We start from the raw sequence: 25172 nt of genomic DNA, 5'->3' as shown, positions 1-25172 counted from the left end.
CAGCCGCACCGCACACGGCACACGCCCGAACACCGAACACGTCCGAACGCGGCACACGTCCGACTCCGCCTGCCCGGGGCCGTCGCTCACGGCATCACCGGCGGTGGAGCCGCCGTTGCCTGAAGACCCAGGTGGTCCCGGGGGTCCGCGATCGCCGCAGGGTGAGCTGCCAGGAGGCGCGCGGCCACCGGGAGGGGCATGCGGATCACCACCGGGCGCGGGAGCGTCACGTCGCGTTCCGCCACCGCCGTACGGGAAGGGCGCACGCGGTCCGTCACCCGCGCCACCACCCGTACATCCAGCGTGAACTGCACCAGCACCGAAGCGAACTTGGGCTTGTGCAGGGGCATCGAGCCCGCTCCGTGCGCCGCCGCGCCGCTCGCCGAGCCCGAGCCGCCCGTGTTGGCCATCAACTGGTTGAGGCGGAACTCGTCGGCGTTCAGGACACCGGCCCCGAGCAGTCCGCGTGCCTGTCTGCCCTGTTCGGCCGCGCTCTGGCCGTCGCTCTGGGTGGGGCGGGGCGCGCCCAGGTCGCTCTGGGCCACCGTCTCGAACGTCATCTTGTCCCCGGCCCCCAGCACCCGTCCGGCCCGCAGCCGCGCATGGACCGAGACCCGCAGGTCCTGGCCCTTCGCCCCGCTCGCGTGCACCGGCGGCAGCTCGGCCCCCGCGTTGGTGAGCAGCGGCAGGGCCGCGATCAGCCACTCCGTGGAGACCGCCTCGCCCAGCGTGTACGCGGCGGCCTGGCCCTTCTGGCGGAAGCGGTCGCCGCCGCCCGCCACCCGTACCGCCGTGTTCACCAACTCCCTTACGCGCGGCGCTCCCTGGAAGCCGTTCACCTGGGCCTCCATCGGCAGCGGCACCCCCTCGGACCGCCACGCGCCCAGCCCGGCCGGTCCTTCGGTCGGTGCGCCCGGGGCGGGGCGGGGGGCGTTGGGGCGCGGGGATCCCACCCGGCGCAGTGCCGTGAGGTCGCTCTTGAGGACCCGGTGGACCAGCGTCGTACGGCCCGATCCCGCCATGGCCAACCTGCGGTCTCCCCGGTGGAGTTCGAGGGTTGCCACGATCGGCACCCGCATCTTCGCGGACTGCGCCGTCTTCGCCTCCGCGACCGTCTTCATGCCCAACTGGCCCCGCGCCGCGCCGCCGCGCTTGCGCCCCGAGCCCGAGCCCGCGCCCAACCCGCCTGCCCCGCCCACGCTCTTGAGCTGCCCCGCCCCGCCCTCCGGCTTCCCGGAGCCCGCGAGGATGCCCTCCACGCCGACGCTCTCGCCCTCGTCGTGAGACGTGGCCTGCTGGGAGACCGCCGAGGTGATGTACTCCATGTCCCGGCCGTCGTCCGCCTCCCCGTCCCAGACCCCCGCCCCGACGCGGTCCACCTTGAACACCGCCCAGTACGGCGTCCTGCGGCCGTCCAGCAGCTCCACCGTGACCCCGCCGTCCATGGCGCTCGCCAGCAGGCCGGTGGAGCCGTCCCGGTCCAGGACCCGCAGCAGCCGCTGCACGTTGTCGTTGCGGTCCCGCAGCTGTTGGTGCGGCAACACGTCCTCGGCCACGTCCTGTTGGCCGGTGATCGCCAGGGCGCGGCGCAGTCCGTCCAGCAGCGGCACGAAGTCCGGCAGGTCCTCGATCATGCCGAAGCCGAGCGGCAGTTCGCGCGCGAGGGTCGGTTTCGGCCTGGCCGGGGCACCCGTCGCCGCCCCCGCCCCCGTCGCCGCCCCCGTCGCCGCCCCCGTCGCCGCCCCCGTACGCTCCGAGCCCTCCGCCCGGTCGGCAGTGGCAGGAAGAGGAGGCGGAGAAGAAGGAGGAGTCGTGGCGCTGGTGTCTTCCGGCGTGCGTCCGGTGTCCGAGCGGCCGTCCTCGATCCTCAGCGCCTTGCGCGCCGACGCGGGCAGGGCCACCCCCGCCGCCCGCAACTGCTCCGCCGTCAGCCACACCGCCGCCGCGCCCGGCAGCGTCCGCGCCGCCCCGGCCACGTACGGGCCGCCGCCCGTGACCTTGACCTCCGCCACCATCGTGACGAGCAGATCGCACCGTACGAGATACAGCGGGGCCTTCTTCGGCGTGTGGGCGTTGCGCTCCACCGTTCCCGACACGGTCGCGGCCTCGGAGTCGCCCTCGCTCGTCGTCCGGTGACCCGACAGCCCCTCGCCGACCCGCCAGTCGGGCCCGTTCTGTACGCCGGTCGCTCCGACCTGCACCGTACTGGCCGTGCCGCTCCCCTGCTGCCCGCCCGCCTGGTGGCCGCCCAGCACGAACGTCTCGGTGCCAGGACCGGCGGCCTCGCGCACCAACTGCGGTGCTGCCAGCGCCAGTCGGGTGCCCACCGCGCCGTTCAGCGCGGCCAGCCGGCGCGGGTACCGCAGGTTCTTCACCACCCAGCCGGAGGACGCGGCCTGCCGCAGCGAGGCCGTGATCGCCCGTGGGCCGAAGCGCTCCTCGACCGCCAGCCGGGGCGCGAGCCCCTCCGTGGCCAGCGCCGGGTCCTGGCGGCCCGCCTGACCCCGGGCGGCGGCCCGGGCCAGCAGCGCGAGGGCCAGATCGCGGACCGGCTGCCCGTCGCCCACCGTCTCCACCAGCTGCCAGTCCCGTACCAGCTGCCCGGCGGTCGGGGTCGGGGCCGCCCCGGCGAGGTCCCCGATGCCCGTCGCGGCGACGGCCCGCTCCGGGCCCGGGGCCTGTCCGCCGCCCGCGTCCAGCCGCGCCTTCTCCGCCGTGTCGACCGTGAACTCCGCCGGTGTCAACAGCCGTACGTCCTGCTCCTCCATGTGCAGCCCCGACAGCAGCTTGGCCTCCGGCGCGTCCCGGCCGGGGCCGTCCGGGGTCACCGTGCGGGCCAGCTTGCGCTTCCGCGAGGTCATGGTGACGTCCACGTTCAGACGCAGCGCCGCCCCGAACGCGCTCGCCCGCTCCGAACCGTTGGTGAGGACGTCGGTACGGGTCGTGGGGCCGCCCTGGTTGCGGCGACCCCCTGAGCTGCTCCGCTCATAGCGGGCCGAGCCGGTGAGCACGCCCGGTATCAGCCGGGCCTGCGCCAGCACCATCCCGCCGATCGAACGCGAACTGCTGCGCCCACTCTGCGCGTTGGCCGCGACGCCGGAGTGGGCCCGCACCAACCAGTCGTCGATCTCGCCCAGATGGCGCGTCCTGCCGATCGTGCCGTGCACCCGTAGTTGTACGTCATGGGAGTGCATCGTGGTCTTGCGGCGCAGCCGGACCCGGATGCCGGTCGACAGCAACTGCTCCTTGTTCACGCGCAGGTTGGTCTCCGACAGGGCTGCCATCAGCTCGCGGTAGTTGGCGCGCTGTGCCTCGGCCTCCTCCCGGCTGAGGTCGGCCGGGGGCCGTGTGGCTCCGAACGCGGGCAGGTATCCGGCCAGCCGGTGATCGGTGGCGAACAGTTCCCGTACGGCCTGCACCATGGGCGCGGTGTCGAGCCGGCCGAGCGTGACGCTCGATCCCATCGCGCCGAAGGGCAGATGCCGTGCGTCCGCCGCCGCCTCCGCCGCCGCCTCCTCCGAGTCTGAATCCGATCCCGAGGTCGATTCCGATCTCGAGGCCGATTCCGAGGCCGATTCCGATGCCGAGGCCGAACCCGATTCCGACGCCGTATCCGTGTCGGGTTCGGATGCGGTGTCCGGATCGGGGGCCGCCTGTGGCTCCGGCTTCTTGATGAACTCGCCCGCCGTCACCCCCGGCGGCAGCGACAGCCCCAACTCCTGTGCCTCGTCGGCCCGCAGGCTCACCCACACCCGCATCGCGTGCGTGGCGACCCGCGTCTGCGGGCGCAGGATCATCCGGGCCGACCGGGGGCCTGTGCCCTCCACGGTGAACCGCACGGTCCCGAGGTAGAGCACCTTCTCGCCCCGCACCTCCGCGCCCTGCCGGCTGGATACGGTCTGCTCGTTCACGCTGAACCGGGCCTTGCGGGCCGCGGCGACCGGCATCGCGGTGGCCCGTACGACGGCCGCGTTGGCCGCCGCCCCGACCCCGATCGCCGGGCCGATCCCGCCCGCGATCGCGCGTCCCTTGCCCGCCGACTCGGTCGCGGTGTGCTGGGCCTGCTGGTGCGTACGGAGCTGGGTCTTGCCGGCGCCCCAGGCGGGGGTGAGTCCGGTGACGACCCCGCGCATGCGGTAACTGCCCGCGCTGGTGCCGTCCTTGGCGTACAGGTCGTCCCCGGTGACGCCCACGCCCAGCAGCCGGGGCAGGTCCTCCAGCACGGTGGGCGTGGCGGTCGCCTCGTACAGCCGGGAGCGGCCGGGCGCGCCGGGTGCGGTCAGCGAGGGGTGCAGGACGGAGGCGACCGCGTCGAAGAGTCCGCCGCCGCCCTGGTGCGGCCCGGCGGCGTCGGACACGGCGACCGGGGCCAGCGAGTCGGCCAGCGCGACCCGCCGCCCGAGGTCGGCGTCCACCGGCCGGGGCCGGCCCGGCGTAGCGGCGCCGGCCGGGATCAGGTGCTCGGTGGGCACCCGCTGGGTGAGCTTGCCCGAGCCCCGGAAGACCTGTTCGTCCGGGCCGTCCTGGCGCCGGATCCGTACGACGTACACCACGCGGCGCGGCGCCTCCACCGAGCCCTTGTCGCTGCGCAGCACGCGGGGTTCGGCCACGCCGCGCTGGGTGCGGGAGTCCCGCGAGGACTGCCAGGGCTGTACGTTCCCCGTCGCCGCCGCGCCCAGCCACAGCCCCGGCGCGACCGGCGCGAGCCCGAACGCCGTGCCGCCCGCCCCCTTGCTCGACGCGTTGCCGACCGAACTGCTCGCGGTGGCCGCACTGTTGTGCTGGACGTCGACCTTGGTCTCCTTGCCCTCGGCGTCGTCCACGGGGGCGAGGGGCGCTCCGGTCGGGTCCGGCGCGGCCGTGGCCAGGTCGGCGGCCGGGTAGAACGCGGGCGGCCGGTCGTCGGGGGCGGGCGCGATGGACACGGTGACGTCGAAGCCCCCGCCCGCGCCCCCGCCGCCCTGTCCACCCCGCCCGCCCCCACCGCCCCGGGCCCCCTCCGCGCCCTCCACCGCGAACGCGCGGCCCCCGCCGAAGAACGACTCGGGCCGTCCGGCCAGTTCGGCGGAGATGGCGGCCACCGTGCCGCCGCCGTGCCCCACGACGGCCGCGATCGCGCTGCCCACGAACTCCTGGCCGGTCAGCCCGTACGCCGTGGAGAGCCCGCCCGCCTCCAGGTCCATCAGGTACGGCGGCAGTACGAGGGCCTGTTCGGGGCCCTCCTCGATGAGCGTGGGCGGGACGAAGGGCCGCTTCCCCCGCCGCAGCGCCCGGGTGGTGGCCTCGTTCCCCATCGTCTGCTGCATGGCCTGCGGGCCGCCGGGGCCCCCGCCTACGACGCCCGGACCGGCCGGGACGGCCGGTCCGACCGCCCGGGGAGCCGGCCCGGCATCCTCGGCCCCGCCCCGCGCGCTCGTGCCCGCGCCCGAAGGCGGAGAGTGCGGAGAACGCGAAGAACTCGGAGAACTCAGAGAACTCGGAAGCGGAGAAGGCGGAGAGAGCGGAGAGAGCGGAGAGAGCGGAGAGAGCGGAGAATGCGCAGTCGAGGAACGCGGCGGCGAAGAACGTGAGAGCGAGGAACGCGAACTGGAGCTCCCGCCGTCGCTCCCTGACCATTCCTGCCTGCGCACAGCGTCAACGTAGCCAGCGGCATGGCGGCCCACAGCCGATCGGACGGCCATACGGGGGTTCGCCGCCGACTCCTCATCCGCGCGCCAACTCCCGTACACCGGAAGGTCCGCACAGGCCCCGAACCCGACACCGGCACCGGCACCGGCACCGAACCCTGCCCCGGCCGACGCCCCCGCCCGAGGCCCCGCCCGAACTCACCCCAGCCCCTCCTCCACCAGCGCCGCCCACTGCGCCACCACCCGCGCGCGCCGGGCGGCGTCGTCGGTGAGGAGGTTGGCGAGGCCCAGGCCGCGGGCCATGTCCAGGAGGCCCTGGACCGTCTCGCGCGCGCCGGGGCGGGACTCGTCCGCGCCCAGGAGTTCGACGGCGATGCGGTGGGTCTCGCGGCCCACCCGCGCCTCCAACTCCGTAACACGCGGGCGTAGTTGCTCCTCGTTCGACGCCGCCACCCACAGCTGGAGCGCGGCCCGGAACAGCGGCCCCGTATAGAGGTCCACCAGCGCCGCGACCACCTCCGCGCGCCCCTGCACGGGGAGCGCGCGCAGGGCGGCGGAGCGTTCCTCGGCTACGTACTCCACCGCCCCCGTGAACAGGTCCTCGCGGGTCGGGAAGTGGTGCTGGGCCGCGCCGCGCGAGACCCCGGCCCGCTCGGCGACGACCGAGACCGTGGAGCCCGCCCAGCCGTGTTCGGCCAGGCAGGCCACCGCCGCCTCCAGGAGCCGCTGCCGGGTCGCCCGGCTGCGGTCCTGCTTGGGCGCGTGCACGGCCTTGGAGGTGGAGGAAGAGGTCACCGCACCCATCCGGGGTCCCGTCGTTCGAGGAAGGCCGTCATCCCCTCCCTCGCCTCGTCGGAGGCGAACAACGCGGCGGAGCGGGCGATGAGGTCTTCGGCGTACTGGTCGAAGCTCCTCAGCACCGTAGCCGTGACCAGCTCCTTCGATGCGGCCAGCCCCTGCGGCGAGGCCCGGCGCAGGCCGTCCAGGACCGGGACAAGCGCCTTGTCCACGTCCTCGGCGGCCAGCGTGACCAGCGAGATCCGCGCCGCTTCCGCCGCGTCGAACCGCTCCCCGGTGAGGTAGTAGCGGTTCGCCGCCCTCCGGTCCACGCGGGGCAGGAGGGTCAGGGAGATGACCGCCGGGGCCAGGCCGAGGCGCGACTCCGTGAGCGCGAAGGTCGAGGACGGCCCCGCCACCGCGATGTCGCACGCCGCGAGCAGGCCGAGGCCGCCCGCCCGGACGTGCCCCTCCACCCGGGCCACCACCGGCTTCGGCAGCGCCACGATGGCCCGCATCAGGCCCACGAACGCCTCCGGCTCCGGCGGCGCGGTCAGGTCGGCCCCGGCGCAGAACGTCGTCCCGGTGTGGGTCAGCAGCACCGCCCGTACGGCGGCGTCGGCCGCGCAGGCCGCCAGGGACTCCCGCAGCTCGCCCACCAGCGCCGCCGAGAGCGCGTTGCGGTTCGCCGGGGAGTCCAGGGTCAGTGTCGCCACTCCCCGGTCCGAGGTCCGTCCAACGAAGGTCACTTCTTCTCCGTCCGTCCCAGTGTCACTTCTTCCCCGTCCGTCCCATGAGCGTCACTTCTTCCCCGGTTTCTCCGCGTGGTCCGTCGTCTCCTGGTCGCGCAGCTCGCGCCGGAGGATCTTGCCGGACGCGGCCCGGGGGATGGCCTCCACGAACTCGGTCTCCCGGACCCTCTTGTACGGGGCGACCCGGTCGGCCACGTACGACATGACGTCGCCCGCCGTCACCGTCGCACCCCCCGGGGTCGCGGCCCGGACCAGGAACGCCTTCGGGATCTCGTTGCCGTGCCCGTCGTACACCCCGATCACCGCCGCGTCCGCCAGGTCCTCGTGGGAGAGCAGCAGGGCCTCCAGCTCGGCGGGGGCGACCTGGTAGCCCTTGTACTTGATCAGCTCCTTGACCCGGTCGACCACGTACAGCCAGCCGTCCGCGTCCACCCGGCCGATGTCACCGGTGTGCACCCAGCCCTCCGCGTCGATCATGTCGGCGGTGGCGTCGGGGCGGCCCAGGTAGCCCTTCATCACCTGCGGGCCCCTGATCAGGATCTCGCCGTCCGCGCCCGGCTCCGCCTCCTTGGCCGGGTCCTCCAGGGACACGATCCGCATCTCGGTGTTCGGCAGCAGCTTGCCCACCGTGCCCGGCGGCGGCTCCTCCACGGAGAGCGGCACCACATGCGTCCCGGGCGACAGCTCCGTCATCCCGTACGCCTGCCGCACCGGCGGCAGCCCCAGCCGCGCCGAACACGCGGCGGCCAGCTCGGCGTCCAGCGGGGCGGCGGCGCTCACGATGTACTGGAGCGACGACAGGTCGTACTCCCCCACCAGCGGGTGCTTCGCGAGCGCCAGCACGATCGGCGGAGCCACGTACAGACCGGAGATGCGGTGCGTCTGGATGGCCTCCAGGAACTGCGCCAGATCGAAGCGCGGCAGGACCACGACCGTCGAGCCGCAGCGCAGGGGGGCGTTCATCAGCGCCGTCAGGCCGTAGATGTGGAAGAAGGGGAGGACGGCCAGGATGCGGTCGCCCTCGCCCATCGGGATGAACGGTCTCAGCTGCTCCAGGTTGGTCCCGATCGAGCGGTGCGTCAGCATCACGCCCTTGGGCGTGCCCGTCGTGCCGGAGCTGTACGGGAGCGCCGCCACGTCCTCGCCGGGGTCGATGGCGATCTCCGGCTCGGGGGCGGTGGAGGCGAGCATGTCCAGGATGGAGGTGTGGCCCGCCGCCTGGTCGCAGACGAAGATCTCCTGTACGCCGCCGGCGAGTTCGGCGGCCCGTCGCGCGGTCTCCAGCAGCGGGGACACCGTGACGATCCAGCGGGCGGCGCTGTCGCTGAGCTGCTTGGCCAACTCCTCGGCCGTGGCCAGCGGGTGGATGGTGGTGACGGAGGCTCCGGCGCGGGTGGCCCCGTAGAAGACGGCCGGGTAGGCGATGGTGTTGGGGCTGTGGAGCGCGAGCACATCGCCTTTCCTCAGTCCGGCGTCGGCGAGGGCGGCGGCGATGCGGCGGTGGAAGCCGTCGAGCTGGGCGTACGTGAGGGACGAGCCGTTCGTCCCGTCGATCAGGGCGACCGTGTCACCGAACCGCGCGGCCTCCCCGAGGACCGCTTCGTGGATGGGCGTGTCGAGGGCCGGTACGTCTGCGTACTCGCTGCGGAACACCATGGCGGACCCCTGTGTCGTCGCGGTGTCCCCGCGCCGCCGGAGGGGCGGTCGCGGGGAACGCCGTGCGGGTGTGGAGAGTCAGAATCGCCCCTGAGGGCGGGGAAGGGGGAGAGGTCGGACGCAAGAGATCGCGCGCGGCGTGTCAGTAGGACTTCGGCAGGCCCAGCGACTGGTGCGAGACGTAGTTCAGGATCATCTCCCGGCTGACCGGCGCGATCCGGGCCACCCGGGACGCCGTGATCAGGGAGGCGAGCCCGTACTCGCGGGTCAGGCCGTTGCCGCCCAGGGTGTGCACCGCCTGGTCGACGGCCTTCACACATGCCTCGCCGGCCGCGTACTTCGCCATGTTCGCCGCCTCGCCCGCCCCGATGTCGTCGCCCGCGTCGTACAGCCGGGCGGCCTTCTGCATCATCAGGCGCGACAGCTCCAGGTCGATGTGCGCGGTGGCGAGCGGGTGCGCGATGGCCTGGTGGGAGCCGATCGGGGCCTTCCACACCTGCCGGGTGCGGGCGTACTCGACGGCCCTGCCGAGCGCGAACCGGCCCATCCCGATGCCGAACGCGGCCGTCATGATCCGCTCCGGGTTGAGTCCCGCGAAGAGCTGGAGCAGTCCCGCGTCCTCGTCGCCCACCAACGCCTCGGCGGGGAGCCGTACGTCGTCGAGGGCCAGCTCGAACTGCTTCTCGGGGGCGTGGAGTTCCATGTCGATCTGGTGCCGTCCGAAGCCCTCGGCGTCGCGCGGGACGATGAACAGGCAGGGCTTCAGCTTCCCCGACCGGGCGTCCTCCGTGCGGCCCACGATCAGGGTCGCGTCGGCTATGTCGACGCCGGAGACGAAGACCTTGCGGCCGGTGAGGACCCAGTCCGCGTCCGGGCCCGTGCCGTCGCGGCGGGCGGTGGTGGTGATCCGGTGGGAGTTGGACCCGGCGTCGGGTTCCGTGATGCCGAAGGCCATGGTGAGGCTGCCGTCCGCCAGGCCCGGCAGCCACTTCCGCTTCTGCTCGTCGGTGCCGAAGCGGGCGATGACCGTGCCGCAGATCGCGGGGGACACGATCATCATGAGGAGCGGGGAGCCGGCCGCCCCCAACTCCTCCAGCACGATGGACAGTTCTGCCATCCCGCCGCCCCCGCCGCCGTACTCCTCGGGGAGGTTCACCCCGAGGTAGCCGAGCTTGGCGGCCTCCGCCCACAGCTCGTCGGTGTGGGCGCCCTCGCGGATGACGGTGGTCATGTAGTCGCGCCCGTAGCGCTTCCCGAGGGCGGCGACGGCTGCGCGCAGGGCCTGGTGCTCTTCGGTTTCGAGGACGGCGGTACGGACGGTGCTCATGCGTTCTCCTCCGATACGGGGGCGGGGGCGGGGACTTCGGCGGGGGCCGGGTCCTCCTGGACCACGGCGAGCAGCGCGCCCACCTCGACCTGGTGGCCGGGGGCGGCGTGCAGGGCGGTGAGGGTGCCGGAGGCGGGGGCGAGGATGCGGTGCTCCATCTTCATCGCCTCCAGCCAGATCAGCGGCTGCCCGGCCTCGACCACGGCCCCCGGCGCGAGGCCCTCCGCGAGGCGGACGACGGTGCCGGGCATGGGGGCGAGCAGGGAGCCGGGGTCGGTCTGTGCGGCGGGGTCGGTGAAGCGGGGCAGGGCGGTGAAGGCGTACGAGGCTCCGGCGGTGTCCACGTGGAGCCGGTCGCGGTCCTGGGTGACGTCGAAGTGCCGGGTGACGCCGTGCAGTTCGAGGGTGACCCGGTGAGGGGCGGCGGCGAGGACCCGGACGCCGGGGGCGTCGTGCGGTTCCGGGGCGCCGGTGCGCGGGGTGCGGTAGGCGATCTCGTGCTCGGCGCCGTCCGGTTCGCTGCGGTAGCGCTTGACCTGCGGCTGGGAGGGGACGTTGCGCCAGGCCCCGAAGCGGGTGGGGGCGGGGCCGGGGGAGGTCGCGGTGCTCACGGCTTGCGCCAGGGCGGCGGCTAGGGCGGCCGTCGCCGGGTCGTGGGAGGCCGCCGGGGCGATGAGGCCGGTGAGGTGCCGGTCGTAGAAGCCGGTGTCGAGTCGCCCGGCCGCGAAGTCCGGGTGGCGCAACGACCGTACGAGCAGGTCGCGGTTGGTGACCGGCCCGTGGATCCTGGCCCGCTCCAGGGCCGATGCCAGCAGGCGCACGGCCTCGCTCCGGGTCGGGGCGTGGGCGATGACCTTGGCGAGCATCGGGTCGTAGTGCACGCCGACGGTGTCGCCGCCGGTGTACCCGGTGTCCAGGCGCAGGCCGGGCGCGTCCGGGACCTCCAGCGTGCGCAGCGTTCCGGTCTGCGGCTGCCAGTCGCGCGCGGGGTCCTCGGCGTAGAGCCGGGCCTCCACCGCGTGCCCCGCCGGCTCGGGAAGCGCGGGCAGCGGCTCGCCCTCCGCGACCCGCAGTTGCAGCGCGACCAGGTCCACCCCGAACACGGCCTCGGTCACCGGGTGTTCGACCTGGAGGCGGGTGTTCATCTCCAGGAAGTACGGCCGGCCATCGGCGGAGACCAGGAACTCGACGGTCCCCGCCCCCCGGTAGCCGACCGCCCGCGCGGCGGCCACCGCCGCGTCGTGCAGCCGGGTGCGCAGTGCGTCGTCCAGGCCGGGGGCCGGGGCCTCCTCGATGACCTTCTGGTGGCGGCGCTGGAGCGAGCAGTCCCGGGTGCCGAGCGCCCACACGGTGTCGTACGCGTCCGCCATGACCTGCACCTCGACGTGCCGGCCCCGCTCGACGTACGGCTCCGCGAACACCTCGCCGTCCCCGAAGGCGGACGCGGCCTCGGCGGCAGCCGCCAGCAACTCGCCCGGGAGCGATCCGAGTTCGCGGACGGTCCGCATCCCGCGCCCGCCCCCGCCCGACGCCGCCTTCAGCAGCAGCGGCAGATCGTCCGGGGTCGCGGTCGCCGGGTCCACGGGGGCCAGCAGCGGCACACCCGCCCCGCCCATCAGCTCCTTGGCCCGGGTCTTGGACGCCATCAGCTCGATCGCCTTGACCGGCGGCCCCACCCACACCAGACCCGCGTCCTGCACGGCGGCGGCGAAGGCGGCGTTCTCGGAGAGGAAGCCGTACCCGGGGTGCACGGCGTCCGCCCCGGCGGCCAGCGCGGCGGCCACCACGAGGTCGCCGCGCAGATAGGTGTCGGCGGGCGCGGCCCCCGGCAGGCGTACGGCGAGGTCCGCCCCGCGTACGTGCAGGGCGTCGGCGTCCGCGTCGGAGTACACGGCGACCGTGGAGATGCCCAGGTCACGGCAGGTGCGGAAGATCCGGCAGGCGATCTCGCCCCGGTTGGCGACGAGCAGCGTGGTGATGGTCATCTGGGCCTCACATCCGGAAGATTCATCATGTGCGGGTCACATCCGGAAGACGCCGAAGCCGCCGCGCGCGCCCTCGACCGGTGCGGTGTGGATCGCGGACAGGCACATCCCGAGGACGGTCCGGGTGTCGCGCGGGTCGATGACCCCGTCGTCGTACAGCCGCCCGGACAGGAACATCGGCAGCGACTCCGCCTCGATCTGCTGCTCCACCATGGCGCGCAGCCCGGCGTCCGCCTCGTCGTCGTACGGCTGCCCCTTCGCGGCGGCCGACGCGCGGGCGACGATGGAGAGGACCCCGGCGAGCTGCTGCGGCCCCATGACGGCGGACTTGCTGCTCGGCCAGGCGAAGAGGAAACGCGGGTCGTAGGCGCGCCCGCACATGCCGTAGTGCCCGGCCCCGTACGAGGCGCCCATCAGGACCGACAGGTGCGGGACCTTCGAGTTGGCGACCGCGTTGATCATCATCGCGCCGTGCTTGATGATGCCGCCCTGCTCGTACTCCTTGCCGACCATGTAGCCGGTGGTGTTGTGGAGGAAGAGGAGCGGGATGTCGCGCTGGTTGGCGAGCTGGATGAACTGGGCGGCCTTCTGCGACTCCTCGCTGAACAGCACGCCCTGCGCGTTGGCGAGGATGCCGACCGGATAGCCGTGCAGCCGCGCCCACCCGGTGACCAGGCTCGTCCCGTACAACGGCTTGAACGCGTCGAAGTCCGAGCCGTCGACCAGGCGGGCGATCACCTCACGCGGGTCGAAGGGGGCTTTCAGGTCGCCCGGCACGATTCCGAGGAGCTCGTCCTCGTCGTACTTCGGCGGCTCCACGGGTCCCGGATCGGTGTGCGCCTTGCGCCAGTTGAAGCGGGCGACGATCCGGCGCGCCTGGCGGATCGCGTCCTGCTCGTCCACGGCGAAGTGGTCGGCGAGCCCCGACGTACGGGCGTGCATCTCGGCCCCGCCGAGGGACTCGTCGTCGCTCTCCTCACCGGTCGCCATCTTCACCAGCGGCGGCCCGCCGAGGAACACCTTGGACCGCTCCCGGATCATCACGGCGTGGTCGGACATCCCGGGGACGTACGCGCCTCCGGCGGTCGAGTTGCCGAACACGACGGCCACGGTGGGGATTCCGGCCGCCGACAGCCGCGTGATGTCCCGGAACAGCGCCCCGCCCGGGATGAAGATCTCCTTCTGGGACGGCAGATCGGCCCCGCCCGACTCCACCAGGCTGATGGCGGGGAGCCGGTTGGCGAAGGCGATCTCGTTGGCGCGCAGGGCCTTCTTCAGCGTCCACGGGTTCGACGCCCCGCCGCGCACAGTCGGGTCGTTGGCGGTGATCAGGCACTCGACGCCCTCCACCACCCCGATCCCGGTGACGAGCGAGGCCCCGACCGCGTAGTCGCTGCCCCAGGCCGCCAGCGGCGACAGCTCCAGGAACGGGGTGTCGGGGTCGACGAGCAGCTCGATCCGCTCCCGCGCGGGGAGCTTGCCGCGCTTGCGATGCCGGGTCACGTACTTCTCGCCGCCGCCCGCGAGCGCCTTGGCGTGCTCGGTCTCCAGCGCGGCGAGCTTTTCCAGCATGGCCGACCGATTGGCCGCGTATTCAGGGCTGTCGGGGTCGAGTCCGGTGGGCAGGACGGTCATGCGGGCACCTCCGGGGACGGGTCACGGGGTCCTTCGAGCAGGGCGGCCGGGATGGGCAGCCACCGCGACCGCAGCCACTCCCCCACCGCCTTCGCCTGCGGGTCGAACCGGGCCTGCGCGGCGACGCCCTCCCCCAGGAGGCCGTGCACGGTGAAGTTCAGGGCGCGCAGGTTGGGCAGGACATGGCGTACGACGGCCAAGTCGGCGGTCTCCGGCAGCAGTTCCCGGAATCGCGTCACGGTCAGCTCATGCGCCAGCCACCGCCACGCGTCGTCGTCGCGCACCCACACGCCCACGTTGGCGTCCCCGCCCTTGTCACCGCTGCGGGCTCCCGCGATGAGCCCGAGCGGGGCACGGCGGGTCGGCCCGGCGGGATACGGGGAGGGCAGCGGCGGTTCGTCGACGTCCGCCAACTCCCTTGTCCTGGCGGGGCTTTGCATCACCACCCGGGCCCCGTCCGGCAGCACGGCGGTGTGCTCGACCTCTTCCGCCGGTACGTGGACGGCCTCGAACACCCCGTAGGGAGCGCCCTTTCCGGGCGGGGCGGTGACATGGAAGCCCGGATAGCTGCCGAGGGCCAGTTCGACGGCGGCCCCGGACACGGCCCGGCCCACCGCCTCGGCGTCCTGGTCGCGGACGACGAGCCGGAGCAGGGCGCTGGCCCGCTCCTCGGTGTCGGCGTCGGGGTGGTCGGTGCGGGCCAGTTCCCAACGGACCTCGGCGGGCGGGCGGGCCCCGCCCCGCTCCAGGGCATCGGCGAACTGAGCTTGCACCAGGCGCGACTTGGCCTCGATGTCCAGGCCCGTGAGGACGAACACGACCTCGTTGCGCCAGCCGCCGAGCCGGGTGAGCCCGGCCTTGAGCGTGGGCGGCGGGGCCTCGCCGCGCACCCCGTCGACGCGGACCCGGTCCGGGCCGTCCGCCGTGAGCCGTACGGTGTCGAGGCGGGCGGTGACGTCGGGGCCCGCGTACCGGGCTCCCCCGGTCTCGTACAGGAGTTGGGCGGTGACGGTGCCGAGGTCGACGACGCCCCCCGTACCGTCGTGCTTGGTGATCACGGAGGATCCGTCCGCATGGATCTCCGCGAGGGGGAAGCCGGGGCGGCGCACATCATGCTCCCCGAAGAAGGCGTAGTTGCCGCCGGTCGCCTGCGTACCGCACTCCAGCACATGCCCGGCGACCACGGCCCCCGCGAGCGCGTCGAGGTCGTCGGGCCCCCAGCCGAAGTGGGCGGCGGCCGGGCCGGTGACGAGGGCCGCGTCGGTGACCCGGCCGGTGACGACGACATCGGCCCCGGCCCGCAGGCAGGCGGCGATCCCGGCTCCGCCGAGATAGGCGTTGGCGGTGAGGAACCCGTCCGGCACGGGCAGGCTGTCGCCCTCGACGTGGGCGACGCGGACGGGGACGCCGACCTTCGCGGCCAGCTTCCGTACCGCGTCCGCCAGTCCGGCCGGGTTGAGGCCGCCCGCGTTGGTGACGATCTTCACCCCGCGCTCGTGGGCGAGGCCGAGCCCTTCTTCGAGCTGGCGCAGGAAGGTGGTGGCGTACCCCTTCTCCGGGTCCTTGAGGCGGCTGCGGCCGAGGATGAGCATGGTCAGCTCGGCCAGATAGTCGCCGGTGAGGACGTCGAGGGGGCCGCCGGTGAGCATCTCGCGCACGGCGTCGAAGCGGTCGCCGTAGAAGCCGGAGGCGTTGCCGATACGGAGGACGGGGGCGGCGGGGGGCGAGGGGGCGGCCGGAGCGCGGTCGGCGGGGGTGGCGGGGGGCGAGGGGGCGGCCGGAGCGCGGGAGGCGGGAGTGGCGGCCGGAGCGCGGTCGGCGGGGGTGCTCATCGGTCGTCCCGTGCGGGTTGCTCCGCCTTCGGTGGGCGGCCCGGGCCGGGAGGGCCGGCGAACGCCTGGGCGATGGAGAGCCACTGCTCGGCGTCGCGGCCTTCGGCGGTCACGGCGAGGTCGGCGCGGTGGGCGCGCTGGGTGACCAGGAGGCAGAAGTCGAGCAGCGGCCCGGTGACGCGCTGGGCGGCCGACTCGGGGCCGTACGCGAACAACTCGCCCTCTGGCGTACGCAGTTCGACCCGGAACTCCTCGCCGGGCGGGGCCATCCCCCGTACCGCGTAGGCGTAGTCACGGGCCCGGACCCCGATCCGCGCCACGTGCCGCAGCCGGGCGGTCGGGGTCCGGGCGACCCCGAGGGCGTCAGCGACGTCCTGGCCGTGCGCCCAGGTCTCCATGAGCCGGGCGGTCGCCATGGACGCGACGCCCATCGGCGGCCCGTACCAGGGGATCCGGGTCCCCGCCGGGGCGTCCCGCAGCACCTTGCCGAGCCGCTGCCGCCCCTCCCGCCACCGCGCGAGCAGGGCGTCCGGGGCCAGGACGGCGACCAGGGCCGCGGTGGACTCGTCCACGAAGGCGTCCGGGGCGGCCAGGGCCCTCGCGACCTCGCCGGCGAACCGGTCGGGCTCGGTGGCCGCCAGCAGCGCGACCTCGTCGGTCCAGGCGAGATGGGCGATCTGGTGGGCGATGGTCCACCCCTCGGCGGGGGTCGGGGTGCGCCAGCGACCGGCCTCCAACGCCCCGACCAGGTCGTCGAGTTCGTCGCTCTCCTCGCGCAGGTCGTCGATCACCGCTGCGACATCGGACACGTGCGCTCCCCTCGGGACCGGGTGTGGTGCCCAGGAGCATGGCAGTGGACCGATAAACAATCAAGCACGCTTGCATGATTTTATGTTTTCTCGCGCACCGGACCGCTGATCGGCCGGCCTCACACCCACTGGCCGACTGACCCACTGGCCCACTGGCCGACTGACCGTCCGGCGTCCGACGTCTGGCCGTCAGGCCGAGGCCCACCGCGTTCGCCGCACTGAAAGGGGGCGCTGGAGGGGACGCCGCAGGGGGCGCCGAAGGCGGCGAACACGACCCAGCCGATGAGGCCGATGTTCACCGCTTCCAGCAGGGCCAGGGTGCGCAGCGGCACCAGGACGGCCGCGCGGGAACGTATCGGCGGGGTCACGCCCTCAGCATCCCGCAGACCCGCCTCATCCTCCGCGTACGGAGGCTTCCATCATGCGCAGGGTGGTGCTGGCCCCGTCCAGGGATTCCCGGAGGATGTCCGCGTGGCCGCTGTGGTGGCAGATCTCGCGGAGCGCGTGCAGCAGGATGTGGCGGACGGTCCAGGTGATCGGCTCGGGCGGCGACCAGGGGTAGCGCGGCAGCGTGACCTCACGGTCGAGGTCCGGCTCGCGGCGGATCGCCCGGTCGAGCGTCTCGGCCGCTTCGGCGAAGGCGGCGCGCAGCGCGTCGAGGCTCTCCTCCTCGGTCATGCGGTTGGCGTCGGGGTCGAGTTCGGACCCGCTGACCTCGGCGGGCGCCGAGCCGTCGATCACCGCCAGCCAGCTCCGCTGCACGTCCCCGAGGTGCTTGACCAGGCCGCCGAGCGTCAGCTCGCTGGCGGTGGTCCGGGTGCGGGCCTGTTCGTCGGTGAGGCCGTCGAGCGTGTAGAGGAAGTTGGTGCGCTGGTCGGAGAGGAGTTCCAGCAGGTCCTGACGCTCACCCTGCTGCGAGACGTCCGTGCGGTGCGGTTCCATGGTGCAGTCCTTCTGGCGCGGCTTGCGGATCGACCAACCGATTCTGCACGCCGGAGACCGGCCGACAGCGTTGTTCGGCCAGCCACCACACTTCAGGGTGAAGGCTGTCGAGCGGGGCGAGTTGAGGGCGGCGGCCGTTGATCGCCGCGACGTCAGAGTGAAGGCCGTTGATCGGCGCGGCGTCAAGGTGAAGGCCGCCGAGCGCCGCGACGTCAGGGTGAAGGCCGTTGATCGGCGCGCGGCTCGGCCGTGTCGAGTGCCGGGGCGAGGACGGCGAACGCCCGGTCGGTCAGTGCGGCGGGGTCCTCGGCCCCGCCGCTGTCGCTCCAGCGCCGCAGCACGGTGTCGAAGGCGGCGAGGGCGGCCCCGGCGGCGAGGCGGGGATAGAGGTCGGCCTCCGGGTCGAGCCCGAGGCGGTGGGCCGCCTCGGCGGCGAGGTCGTCGCGCCACTGCCCCTGGTGCTCCAGAAAGCGGGCGCGCAGAGCGGGAGTGCGCAGGATCAGCTGCACGACCCGCAGGGCGCGGCCGGAGTGGTCGACGCCGTCCGCACAGGCGGCCATGGCGACCCAGACCGCGTGCCGCAGCGCCACGGAGGGGGGCTCGTCGGTGGGGCGGGCGGCGAGTTCGGCGCGCATGCCGGCGCCCATGTCGGCCAGGAACTGGACGACCACGTCCTCCTTGGACGCGAAGTAGCGGAAGAAGGTCCGCTTGGAGACTCCGGCGGTGGCCACGATCTCGTCGACCGTGACCGCGTCGAACCCCTCCCGCGCCATCAACTGGAGTGCAGCTTCCGTCAGTTCGTCCGAGACGAGCTGACGTTTGCGCTGGGCCATGGTCACTGCGGGGCGGGGGCTCACGTCTCTCATCGTAGCGCCATGCCATGAATGACACCCAATAACTTCTTGACACCAAGTGCCACTGACGACAACGTATGCCACATGACACAGAACGAGACTCAGGGCGACGGGACGCGCGACACGGCACGCGGTGCGACGCCCGGCACGACGGCCGGCACGACGGCCGGCACGACGCCGAAGCAGCGCTGGACCGCCGAGCGGATCCCCGACCAAGCCGGCCGCGTCTCCGTCGTCACCGGGGCCAACAGCGGCCTGGGTCTGGCGACCGCCCGCGCCCTGGCCCGCCGGGGCGGCCATGTGATCCTCGCCGTGCGCGACGAGGAGAAGGGCCGCCGGGCCGTCGAGGACATCACCGCCGGACGGCGGGACGCCCGGCAGCCCGACGCCCGGCTGGAGGTGCGCCGCCTGGACCTGGCCGACCTCGACTCCGTACGGGAGTTCGCCGACGCCCTGCACGCCGACCACTCGCGGCTGGACGTGCTGGTCAACAACGCGGGGGTGATGGCGCCGCCGCGCTCGACCAGCGCGCAGGGCCACGAGTCGCAGTTCGCCTGCAACCATCTCGGCCACTTCGCGCTCACCGGGCTGCTGCTGGACCTGCTGGCCGAGGGGCGGGACCCGCGCGTCGTCACGGTGACCTCGGTCAACCACCGCAGGGCGCACCTCGACTTCGACGACCTGCACGGCGAGCGCGGCTACCGGCCGATGGTCTCCTACGACCGGTCGAAGCTGGCCAACGCCGTCTTCGGGTACGAGCTGCACCGGCGGTTGGCCGCGTCCGGCAGCCCGGTCCGCAGCGTGCTCGCGCACCCCGGCTACACCGCCACCAACCTCCAGACGAGCGGGCCGACGGGCCTGGTGAAGCTGCTGTTCGGCCGGGTCCTCCTCCCGCTCGCCCAGCGCCCCGACGCCGGCGCGCTCCCGCAGCTGTACGCGGCGACCGACCCGGGCGCGCGGAGCGGCGAGCTCATCGGACCGGACGGCCGGGGGGAACTGCGCGGCGGGCCGACGCCGGTCGCGCTCGCCCCGGCGGCCACCGACGCGGAGACCGGACGGCGGCTGTGGGAGGTCTCGGAGGAGCTGACCGATGTCCGGTTCTCGTTCCCGGCCTCCGCGTGACGTGGAGCGCCGCTGCTAACCTCCGCCGATGACTGCCGAACCCCACTTGGTGAACCCGCACTTCGACGGCGACCGGCTCGTCCTGGAGGAGCGTCGCGACGCGGGGCGCGTGCGCTATGTCTTCCCCGGTACGTCGACGCCCCCGGAAGCGCTGCACGCGCTCTCCCTGGACGAGGCCCTGCACGCGCGTATCCAGCCGGCCGGTACGGCGGAGCTCGTCCTGCGGGCCTGGGCGCAGCGGGGAGCCGGGGCGGCGTCGGCGGTCGAGGTGCACGACCCGGCCGCCCTCGCTCCCGTACGGGTACGGGCCGGGGCGATCGTGATCCGTGACGGGCGGATGCTGCTCCTCCACTTCCGGGAGCCGGAGGTCGGCGGCCCGCACTTCGAGATTCCAGGCGGCGGGGTCGAGGCGGGCGAGACTCCCGAGGAGGCGGCCGTACGGGAGCTCCGGGAGGAGAGCGGGCTGCACGGGACCATCGGGCGCGAGGTGGCGCGGGTCTGGAGGGGAGGGCGTCACGAGCACTACTTCCTCATGACGGCCGAGGGGCGCGTCGGGCCTCTGGAGACCCTGGACACCTACGGGGGCGTGCCCGTCTGGGTTCCCGTGGCGGACCTGCCCGCCACCCCGCTGTGGCCGCGCCGGCTGTCCTGGCGGATCGAGCACTGGCACCGGACGGGCTGGCCCGCGCACCCGGCCGAGCTCGCCGACTCCATCGAGGACCTTCAGGCGCCCTGCACCTGGTGACCGGCCTCCCCTCCGCTCCCTCCCTCTCCGCTCCCTTCCCCTCTTCTACGCCTTCGACTTCTGCGCCACCGTCTTCCGTATCCCCGGCTTCCGCATCCCCATCTTTCGCATCCCCGGCTTCCGCTTCCCCGACTGGCTGCGGACCGCGCCCATGCTCGCGCCGATGACCAGGGCGATGGCGAGGGCGTCCGTCGTGGACAGGGCCTGGTTCAGGATCAGGAAGCCCGCGGTGGCCGCGATCGCCGGTTCCAGGCTCATCATCACGGCGAACGTGGAGGCGGGCAGGCGGCGCAGGGCCATGAGCTCCAGGGTGTACGGGAGGACCGAGCTCAGGACCGCCACCGCCGCGCCGAGCGCCAGGGTGGAGGGCACGGTGAGCTTGGCCCCGGACTCCCAGATGCCCAGCGGCAGCGAGAGGACGGCGGCCACCACCATCGCCAGGGCCAGCCCGTCCGCCTGCGGGAAGCGGCGGCCGGTGCGGGCGCTGAACACGATGTACGCCGCCCACATCGCCCCCGCCCCCAGGGCGTACGCCACACCGACCGGGTCCAGGCGGTCGAAGCCCCCGCCGCCGAGCAGGACCACGCCGACCAGCGCGAGGCCGGCCCACAGGACGTTGATCAGGCGGCGCGAGGCGAACACGGAGAGCGCGAGCGGGCCGAGCACCTCCAGGGTCACCGCGATGCCGAGCGGGATACGGTCCAACGCCTGGTAGAACAGCGTGTTCATGCCGCCCATCGCGACGCCGAAGGCGAGCACCGTGCCCCAGTCCGCGCGCGAGTGGCCGCGCAGCTTGGGCCGGCACACCACCAGCAGGATCAGCGCGGCGGCCGCCAGCCGCAGCGTGACGACGCCCAGCGCCCCCGCCTTCGGCATCAGCAGCGCCGCGACGGCCGAGCCGAACTGGACGGACAGGCCGCCCGCGACCACCAGCACGATCGGCACCAGGCCCGCACCCCGCCCGGGGCCGTCCTTCGACCCGCTGCCGGCCCTGTGCACGGCATCGTCCAGGGCGGGCACCGCCTCGGGTACGGCGACGGCTGCGGCGGCCGGCTCTGCGGCACTGCGCTGGACGTTCACGGGCGGCCTTCCGGAAACACGAGAGGTAACGGGATACGGGGGATACAGGGGATACGAACGGTACGAGCGATACGAGCGATACGGGAGGTACGAGCGATACGGGGGGGTACGAGCAATACGAGAGATGCGGGCGATACGAGAGATGCGAACGGTACAAGTGGTACGGAGCGATACATCGCCCGGTCGGCGGTGCAGGCTCCACGTTAGGGACCCGCGCGCCTCCCGTGAAATGACTTCTGGGCTCCCGTTATGCTCCGGACGCATGAGCCATCCTGAAGACGCGGGAAACGCGGCGGGCCCGGGCCGCCCGGCCGCCCCCGCCCGCCCCGTCGAGCTCCGCCATCTGCGGGCCTTCCTCGCCGTGGCCGAGGAGGGCAACGTCACCCGGGCCGCCGCCCGCATCGGCCTCACCCAACCCGCCGCCTCCCGCACCCTCGCCGCCCTGGAGAAGTACCTCGGCGTCCGGCTCGTCGACCGCTCCACCCACCATCTCGCCCTGACCCCCGAGGGCGTCGCCTTCCGCGACAAGGCCGCCGCAGCGGTCGCCGCCTTCGACGAGGCGCTCGACCCCGGGCGGCTGCGCCACTGGCCCCTGCGGCTCGGGCACGCCTGGTCGGCCTTCGGCCCCTACACCACACCGCTCCTGCGGACCTGGCAGGAGCGGCATCCGGCCACCCCGCTGGAGCTGCTCCGGATCGACGACCGCACCGCCGGGCTCACCCGGGGCGAGGTGGACGCGGCGCTCCTGCGCGGACCGGTGGACACGCCCGGGCTCGTCACCGAGGTGCTGTTCACCGAGGCGCGGGTGGCGGCGGTGACGGCGGACGGCCCGCTGGCATCCCGTACGTCGCTGAGCCTCGCCGACCTCGCGGGCGGCCCCGTCGTCCTCAACACGGTCTCCGGCACCACGACCACCGAGCTGTGGCCGCCGCACGCCCGGCCCGCCGCCACCCTCACCGTCGCCAACACCGACGACTGGCTGACCGCCATCGCCGCCGGGCGCGGCAGCGGGGTCTCCGCCGCCTCCACCGTCGCCATGCACCCGCACCCGGGCGTCGCCTACGTCCCGCTCGACGACGCCCCGGGCGTCCCGGTCCTCCTCGCCCGCCGCGACGGCCCCGGCCACCCCGCCCTGCCGAAGCTCGCCGCCCTGGCCCGGGAGATCGTCGCGCGGGGGTGAGCCGGGGGGGGGGGGGGCGAACGCCCGGGCCCGGCGCGCGCGAAACGCCCAGGCCGGGCGCGCGCGAAACGCCCAGGCCGGGGGCGCGCTCCAGCCGGGGGCGCGAACGCCCGGGCCGCCCCGCGCCCGCCTCCGGCCCCGCGCCCGCCTCCGTACAGCAAACTCCAGAACTCCAGAACTCCAGGACCTCCGTACAGCTACTCCAGGACCTCCGGCAGCCGCAGCCGGATCGTGCCGCAGCCGATGCGTTCGGCCTCCGCCTCCACGTACTTCGGCAGCAGCGCCCGGACCAGGTTCGGTCCCTCGCCCTTGCCGCTGCCGATCGACCTCCGCCGCTCGACCACGAACGCCACGTCACCGGTCTGGCACCGCGCCAGGTACACCCCGCGCGTCACGTTGATCGTGCCGGAGCCCGAAGGGCCGCCCTTCTCACCGCGCAGCCGTGTGCCGCCGTAGAACGCCTCGTCGGTGAAGACCCGGGCCAGCCCGGGGTCGAGGACCGTCGTCAGCCTCAGGTCGCCCGGCGGGTAGACGCCGCCGGCCTCGCAGGTCCGGGCCGCGCCCTCGCCCCCGCCCTCGCGCACCCGCACGCGCCGCAGCGAGTCGCTGTAGGCGGCGGGCACGTCGAGCCCCTCGACCCCGCAGAACGCGCCCGGCTTCGCGGGCTGCCAACCGATGAGGGCGGCGCGCTCGTCCGGAGCGGGATCGGGAGCGGAATACGTACCGGAGCACCCCAGCTCCCGCATCACGCCGTTGGTGACCGCCACCACCGCCGCGGCGAGGGCGGCACGGTCCTCGCGGTCGCGTTCCGGGACGATGCCGCCGCCGGTCCCGTCGCCCATGGTGAGGTCCACCAGGGTCGGGGTCGACAGGGTGCCCGACGGCCCGGTGCAGCTCTCCGGCAGCGCCAGCCAGGCCCGGGACGGCGAGACCATGCCGCGCAGCCCCGAACCGAGCGGAACCATGTCCGCCCCCAGGAACTCGGCGGGCCACAGGTCCTGGCCGCCGTAGCCGGCCGGCCGGTGCACCCGCGCGGTGAGCTGGCGCGACGCCCGCTCCTTCGCCTCGTTCCGGTAACCGGAGATGCGGCACTGCCCGTACGAGACGGCCTTGCTGCGCGGGTCGGTGCGGAGCTGCTGGTTCTCGGCGACGGTTTCGAGGTCGCCGAACACCCGGGAGGCCAGCGCGTCGTCGAAGCTGTCCCAGCAGGGGTCGGGGGAGAGCAGGGGCAGCGTCTCCGTCCGCCACGCGACCGCACCCGCGCCGAGCAGCGCGCCGACGAGACCGGCGGCGGTGACGGCCCGGGCGACCCGGCTCCGTACCAGCCGCCGCAGCAGCGCCGAGACCCGCTCACCGGGACTGCGGACGTCGGGGGCCGAAGCCCGCGCTTCGGGAGCCGAAGCGGCCCCTTCCGAAGCCGGAATCCGCGCCTCCGCAGCCGAAGCCGCCCCCTCCGGAGCCGGAGCCGAAGCCCGCGCCTCCGGAACCGAAGCCGCCCCCTCCGGAGCCGGAGCCGGAGCCGGAGCCGAAGCCCGCGCCTCCGGAACCGAAGCCGACGCCCGTACCTCCGCAGCCGGAGCCGCAGCCGTATCAGCGGCGGCCTCCGGCCCCGGCTCTCCCGCCGCCCCCGGCTTCCTGTCGTCCGTCATCGCGTCGCTCCCTCGGTCCCCTTCGCGGGCTCGCACCCGACGCGCCGGCCCACCGCGTCGGTGAAGCGCTCGAACACCTGCCGGTCCTTCTTTCCGCCGCCGTCACCGAGTCCCGGCCCGACATGGGCGTAGAACACCGTGTTCCGGCCGTCGCAGGCGGTGCGTACGAGCCCCTGACCGACGCCCTCGGGAAGTCCGGCGAACACCGCCGCCGTACGGGGAGAGGCGGCCATCACGAACTGGGCCTCCGGTTCGTCGGGGCTGCCGAGCTGCCGCGAGACCACCGAACAGGTCTGGAGCCGGTCCCCGACCACCCCCACCTGCTGCTCGTACCGCCTGTCCTCGCCCAGGTCGAACGTCACCCCGGGAATCCGGCAGACGGGGTTCTCGGCGCCGTCGCCGTCCTCCGCCAGCCGGGCCATCGGCGCGGTGGTCCGCAGCGGCTCCTCGGGCGCGCAGCCCGCCTTCCGCATCCCGGCGTCCGCCGCGTCCAGCAGCATCCTGGAGACGTCGGGCAGGGTGGCGATGCTCAGGGGCATCGCGCGCTTGCCCCGGTGGCCGTCGCCCCAGCTCTCGGCCCACAGCGTCACCGCGGAGGGCCGGCCGTCGACGTCGCACGCCTCGGGCAGGACCAGCATCGCCCGGTCGTTCGAGACGAGCCCGTCGAGTCCGTCCGGCAGCGGCGAGGCCGAGCCGCTGAAGTAGCGGTCGATCCAGTCGCGGCGCTCCTCCGGGGCCTCGGGCACGGGTCCGTAGCTGAGGGTCACCCGGTCCTGGAAGCCGATCGGCTGCGGGGAGTCGTCGTCGGGGACGGCGGACGACACGGTGAGGGTGCAGGTCGCCGTCCCGCCGCCGGAGCCGGGCGTCCCGGACTCGACGGCGACCCGCTCCGAGCCGGACTTGCCGAGCGCGTGGTCACCGAGGAAGCGCGGGCCGCTGTCCTGCTGCCAGGACTCCCAGCAGTAGCGGTCCTTGAAGGGCCGACCGTCCGTCGCCCAGAGCCCGACGCCGGATATGAGCACCGCCCCCGCCAGCGCCGCGCCGAGGACCGCCCACCTCCTTCGCCGCTTGCCGCCGTCCACCATGACGTTCCCCCTTGCGAACCACAACGATGACTGCAAACGCATCGATGGTAAAGCGTGTCGCAGAAGGCCGTGACGCGGGCATTCCTCCCGTACGGGTGGGGTATTTCCCTTGTAT

The 25172-nt window shown here is 74.0% G+C and carries 18 protein-coding genes; 3 read left to right on the top strand and 15 right to left on the bottom strand.

The genetic code is table 11. The features are described 5' to 3' along the window. Positions 1 to 86: 86 nt before the first annotated feature. From ACLJPL_RS07165 to ACLJPL_RS07110, 12 genes are all read right to left on the bottom strand, one after another. Positions 87 to 5306 carry a hypothetical protein gene (locus tag ACLJPL_RS07165; protein WP_411079839.1) on the bottom strand — a complete coding sequence of 1740 codons (5220 nt, stop codon included), beginning with the start codon at positions 5304 to 5306 and terminating at the stop codon, positions 87 to 89. Positions 5307 to 5825: 519 nt separating this feature from the next. After that, entirely contained in the window at positions 5826 to 6431 is a 606-nt protein-coding gene (locus ACLJPL_RS07160; protein WP_411079838.1) for a TetR/AcrR family transcriptional regulator, read from the bottom strand. Next, positions 6419 to 7153, bottom strand: a complete 735-nt coding sequence (locus ACLJPL_RS07155) for an enoyl-CoA hydratase family protein (protein ID WP_411079837.1) — start codon at positions 7151 to 7153, stop codon at positions 6419 to 6421. Before ACLJPL_RS07155 ends, ACLJPL_RS07160 begins: the two co-directional genes overlap by 13 nt. Positions 7154 to 7204: 51 nt before the next feature. Next, complete coding sequence (locus tag ACLJPL_RS07150; protein ID WP_411079836.1) at positions 7205 to 8812, bottom strand: 4-coumarate--CoA ligase family protein; 1608 nt, start codon at positions 8810 to 8812, stop codon at positions 7205 to 7207. 142 nt (positions 8813 to 8954) lie between these two features. Then, entirely contained in the window at positions 8955 to 10139 is a 1185-nt protein-coding gene (locus tag ACLJPL_RS07145) for an acyl-CoA dehydrogenase family protein (protein ID WP_411079835.1), read from the bottom strand. Beyond that, the gene (locus tag ACLJPL_RS07140) at positions 10136 to 12124 is read right to left on the bottom strand and encodes a biotin carboxylase N-terminal domain-containing protein (RefSeq protein ID WP_411079834.1); all 1989 of its coding nucleotides are present in this window, start codon (positions 12122 to 12124) and stop codon (positions 10136 to 10138) included. Before ACLJPL_RS07140 ends, ACLJPL_RS07145 begins: the two co-directional genes overlap by 4 nt. 36 nt (positions 12125 to 12160) lie before the next feature. Beyond that, on the bottom strand, positions 12161 to 13759 hold the full coding sequence (locus ACLJPL_RS07135) for an acyl-CoA carboxylase subunit beta (RefSeq protein ID WP_411079833.1): 1599 nt from the start codon (positions 13757 to 13759) through the stop codon (positions 12161 to 12163). Further along, complete coding sequence (locus tag ACLJPL_RS07130; RefSeq protein ID WP_411079832.1) at positions 13756 to 15591, bottom strand: acyclic terpene utilization AtuA family protein; 1836 nt, start codon at positions 15589 to 15591, stop codon at positions 13756 to 13758. The genes ACLJPL_RS07135 and ACLJPL_RS07130 overlap by 4 nt, the downstream gene beginning before the upstream one ends. Continuing rightward, positions 15588 to 16400 (bottom strand): TIGR03084 family metal-binding protein, encoded by an 813-nt coding sequence (locus ACLJPL_RS07125; protein WP_411079831.1) that lies wholly within the window; start codon positions 16398 to 16400, stop codon positions 15588 to 15590. Before ACLJPL_RS07125 ends, ACLJPL_RS07130 begins: the two co-directional genes overlap by 4 nt. A gap of 119 nt (positions 16401 to 16519) precedes the next feature. Further along, a complete protein-coding gene (locus ACLJPL_RS07120; protein WP_411079830.1) occupies positions 16520 to 16768 on the bottom strand; it encodes a hypothetical protein in 249 nt (82 codons plus the stop codon). A gap of 25 nt (positions 16769 to 16793) precedes the next feature. Next, a complete protein-coding gene (locus tag ACLJPL_RS07115) occupies positions 16794 to 17342 on the bottom strand; it encodes a DinB family protein (RefSeq protein WP_411079829.1) in 549 nt (182 codons plus the stop codon). 212 nt (positions 17343 to 17554) lie between these two features. Further along, positions 17555 to 18208: a TetR family transcriptional regulator gene (locus ACLJPL_RS07110; RefSeq protein ID WP_411079828.1), complete on the bottom strand. Its 654-nt coding sequence runs from the start codon at positions 18206 to 18208 to the stop codon at positions 17555 to 17557. Positions 18209 to 18280: 72 nt separating this feature from the next. On the opposite strand from ACLJPL_RS07110, the gene ACLJPL_RS07105 reads away from it, so the two are divergent. Next, complete coding sequence (locus ACLJPL_RS07105; protein WP_411079827.1) at positions 18281 to 19318, top strand: oxidoreductase; 1038 nt, start codon at positions 18281 to 18283, stop codon at positions 19316 to 19318. Positions 19319 to 19346: 28 nt separating this feature from the next. Continuing rightward, positions 19347 to 20063: an NUDIX domain-containing protein gene (locus ACLJPL_RS07100; RefSeq protein ID WP_411079826.1), complete on the top strand. Its 717-nt coding sequence runs from the start codon at positions 19347 to 19349 to the stop codon at positions 20061 to 20063. Between the two features lie 45 nt (positions 20064 to 20108). Here the strand turns inward: ACLJPL_RS07100 and ACLJPL_RS07095 are convergent, their stop codons facing one another. Further along, on the bottom strand, positions 20109 to 21143 hold the full coding sequence (locus ACLJPL_RS07095) for an EamA family transporter (protein WP_411079825.1): 1035 nt from the start codon (positions 21141 to 21143) through the stop codon (positions 20109 to 20111). Between the two features lie 262 nt (positions 21144 to 21405). Between ACLJPL_RS07095 and ACLJPL_RS07090 the strand changes: the two genes are divergently transcribed. After that, positions 21406 to 22323 (top strand): LysR family transcriptional regulator, encoded by a 918-nt coding sequence (locus ACLJPL_RS07090; RefSeq protein WP_411079824.1) that lies wholly within the window; start codon positions 21406 to 21408, stop codon positions 22321 to 22323. 197 nt (positions 22324 to 22520) lie between these two features. Here ACLJPL_RS07090 and ACLJPL_RS07085 read toward each other — a convergent pair whose 3' ends face one another. Together ACLJPL_RS07085 and ACLJPL_RS07080 are read right to left on the bottom strand one after the other, a co-directional pair. Beyond that, entirely contained in the window at positions 22521 to 23972 is a 1452-nt protein-coding gene (locus ACLJPL_RS07085; RefSeq protein ID WP_411079823.1) for a hypothetical protein, read from the bottom strand. Next, positions 23969 to 25057 carry a hypothetical protein gene (locus ACLJPL_RS07080; RefSeq protein ID WP_411079822.1) on the bottom strand — a complete coding sequence of 363 codons (1089 nt, stop codon included), beginning with the start codon at positions 25055 to 25057 and terminating at the stop codon, positions 23969 to 23971. The genes ACLJPL_RS07085 and ACLJPL_RS07080 overlap by 4 nt, the downstream gene beginning before the upstream one ends. Positions 25058 to 25172: the final 115 nt, after the last annotated feature.

This window comes from Streptomyces sp. cmx-18-6, from assembly GCF_046548915.1.
Lineage (GTDB): Bacteria > Actinomycetota > Actinomycetes > Streptomycetales > Streptomycetaceae > Streptomyces.
The sequence above is the reverse complement of the archived record's forward strand: the minus strand, read 5'-3'. Positions and strand labels throughout refer to the sequence as shown.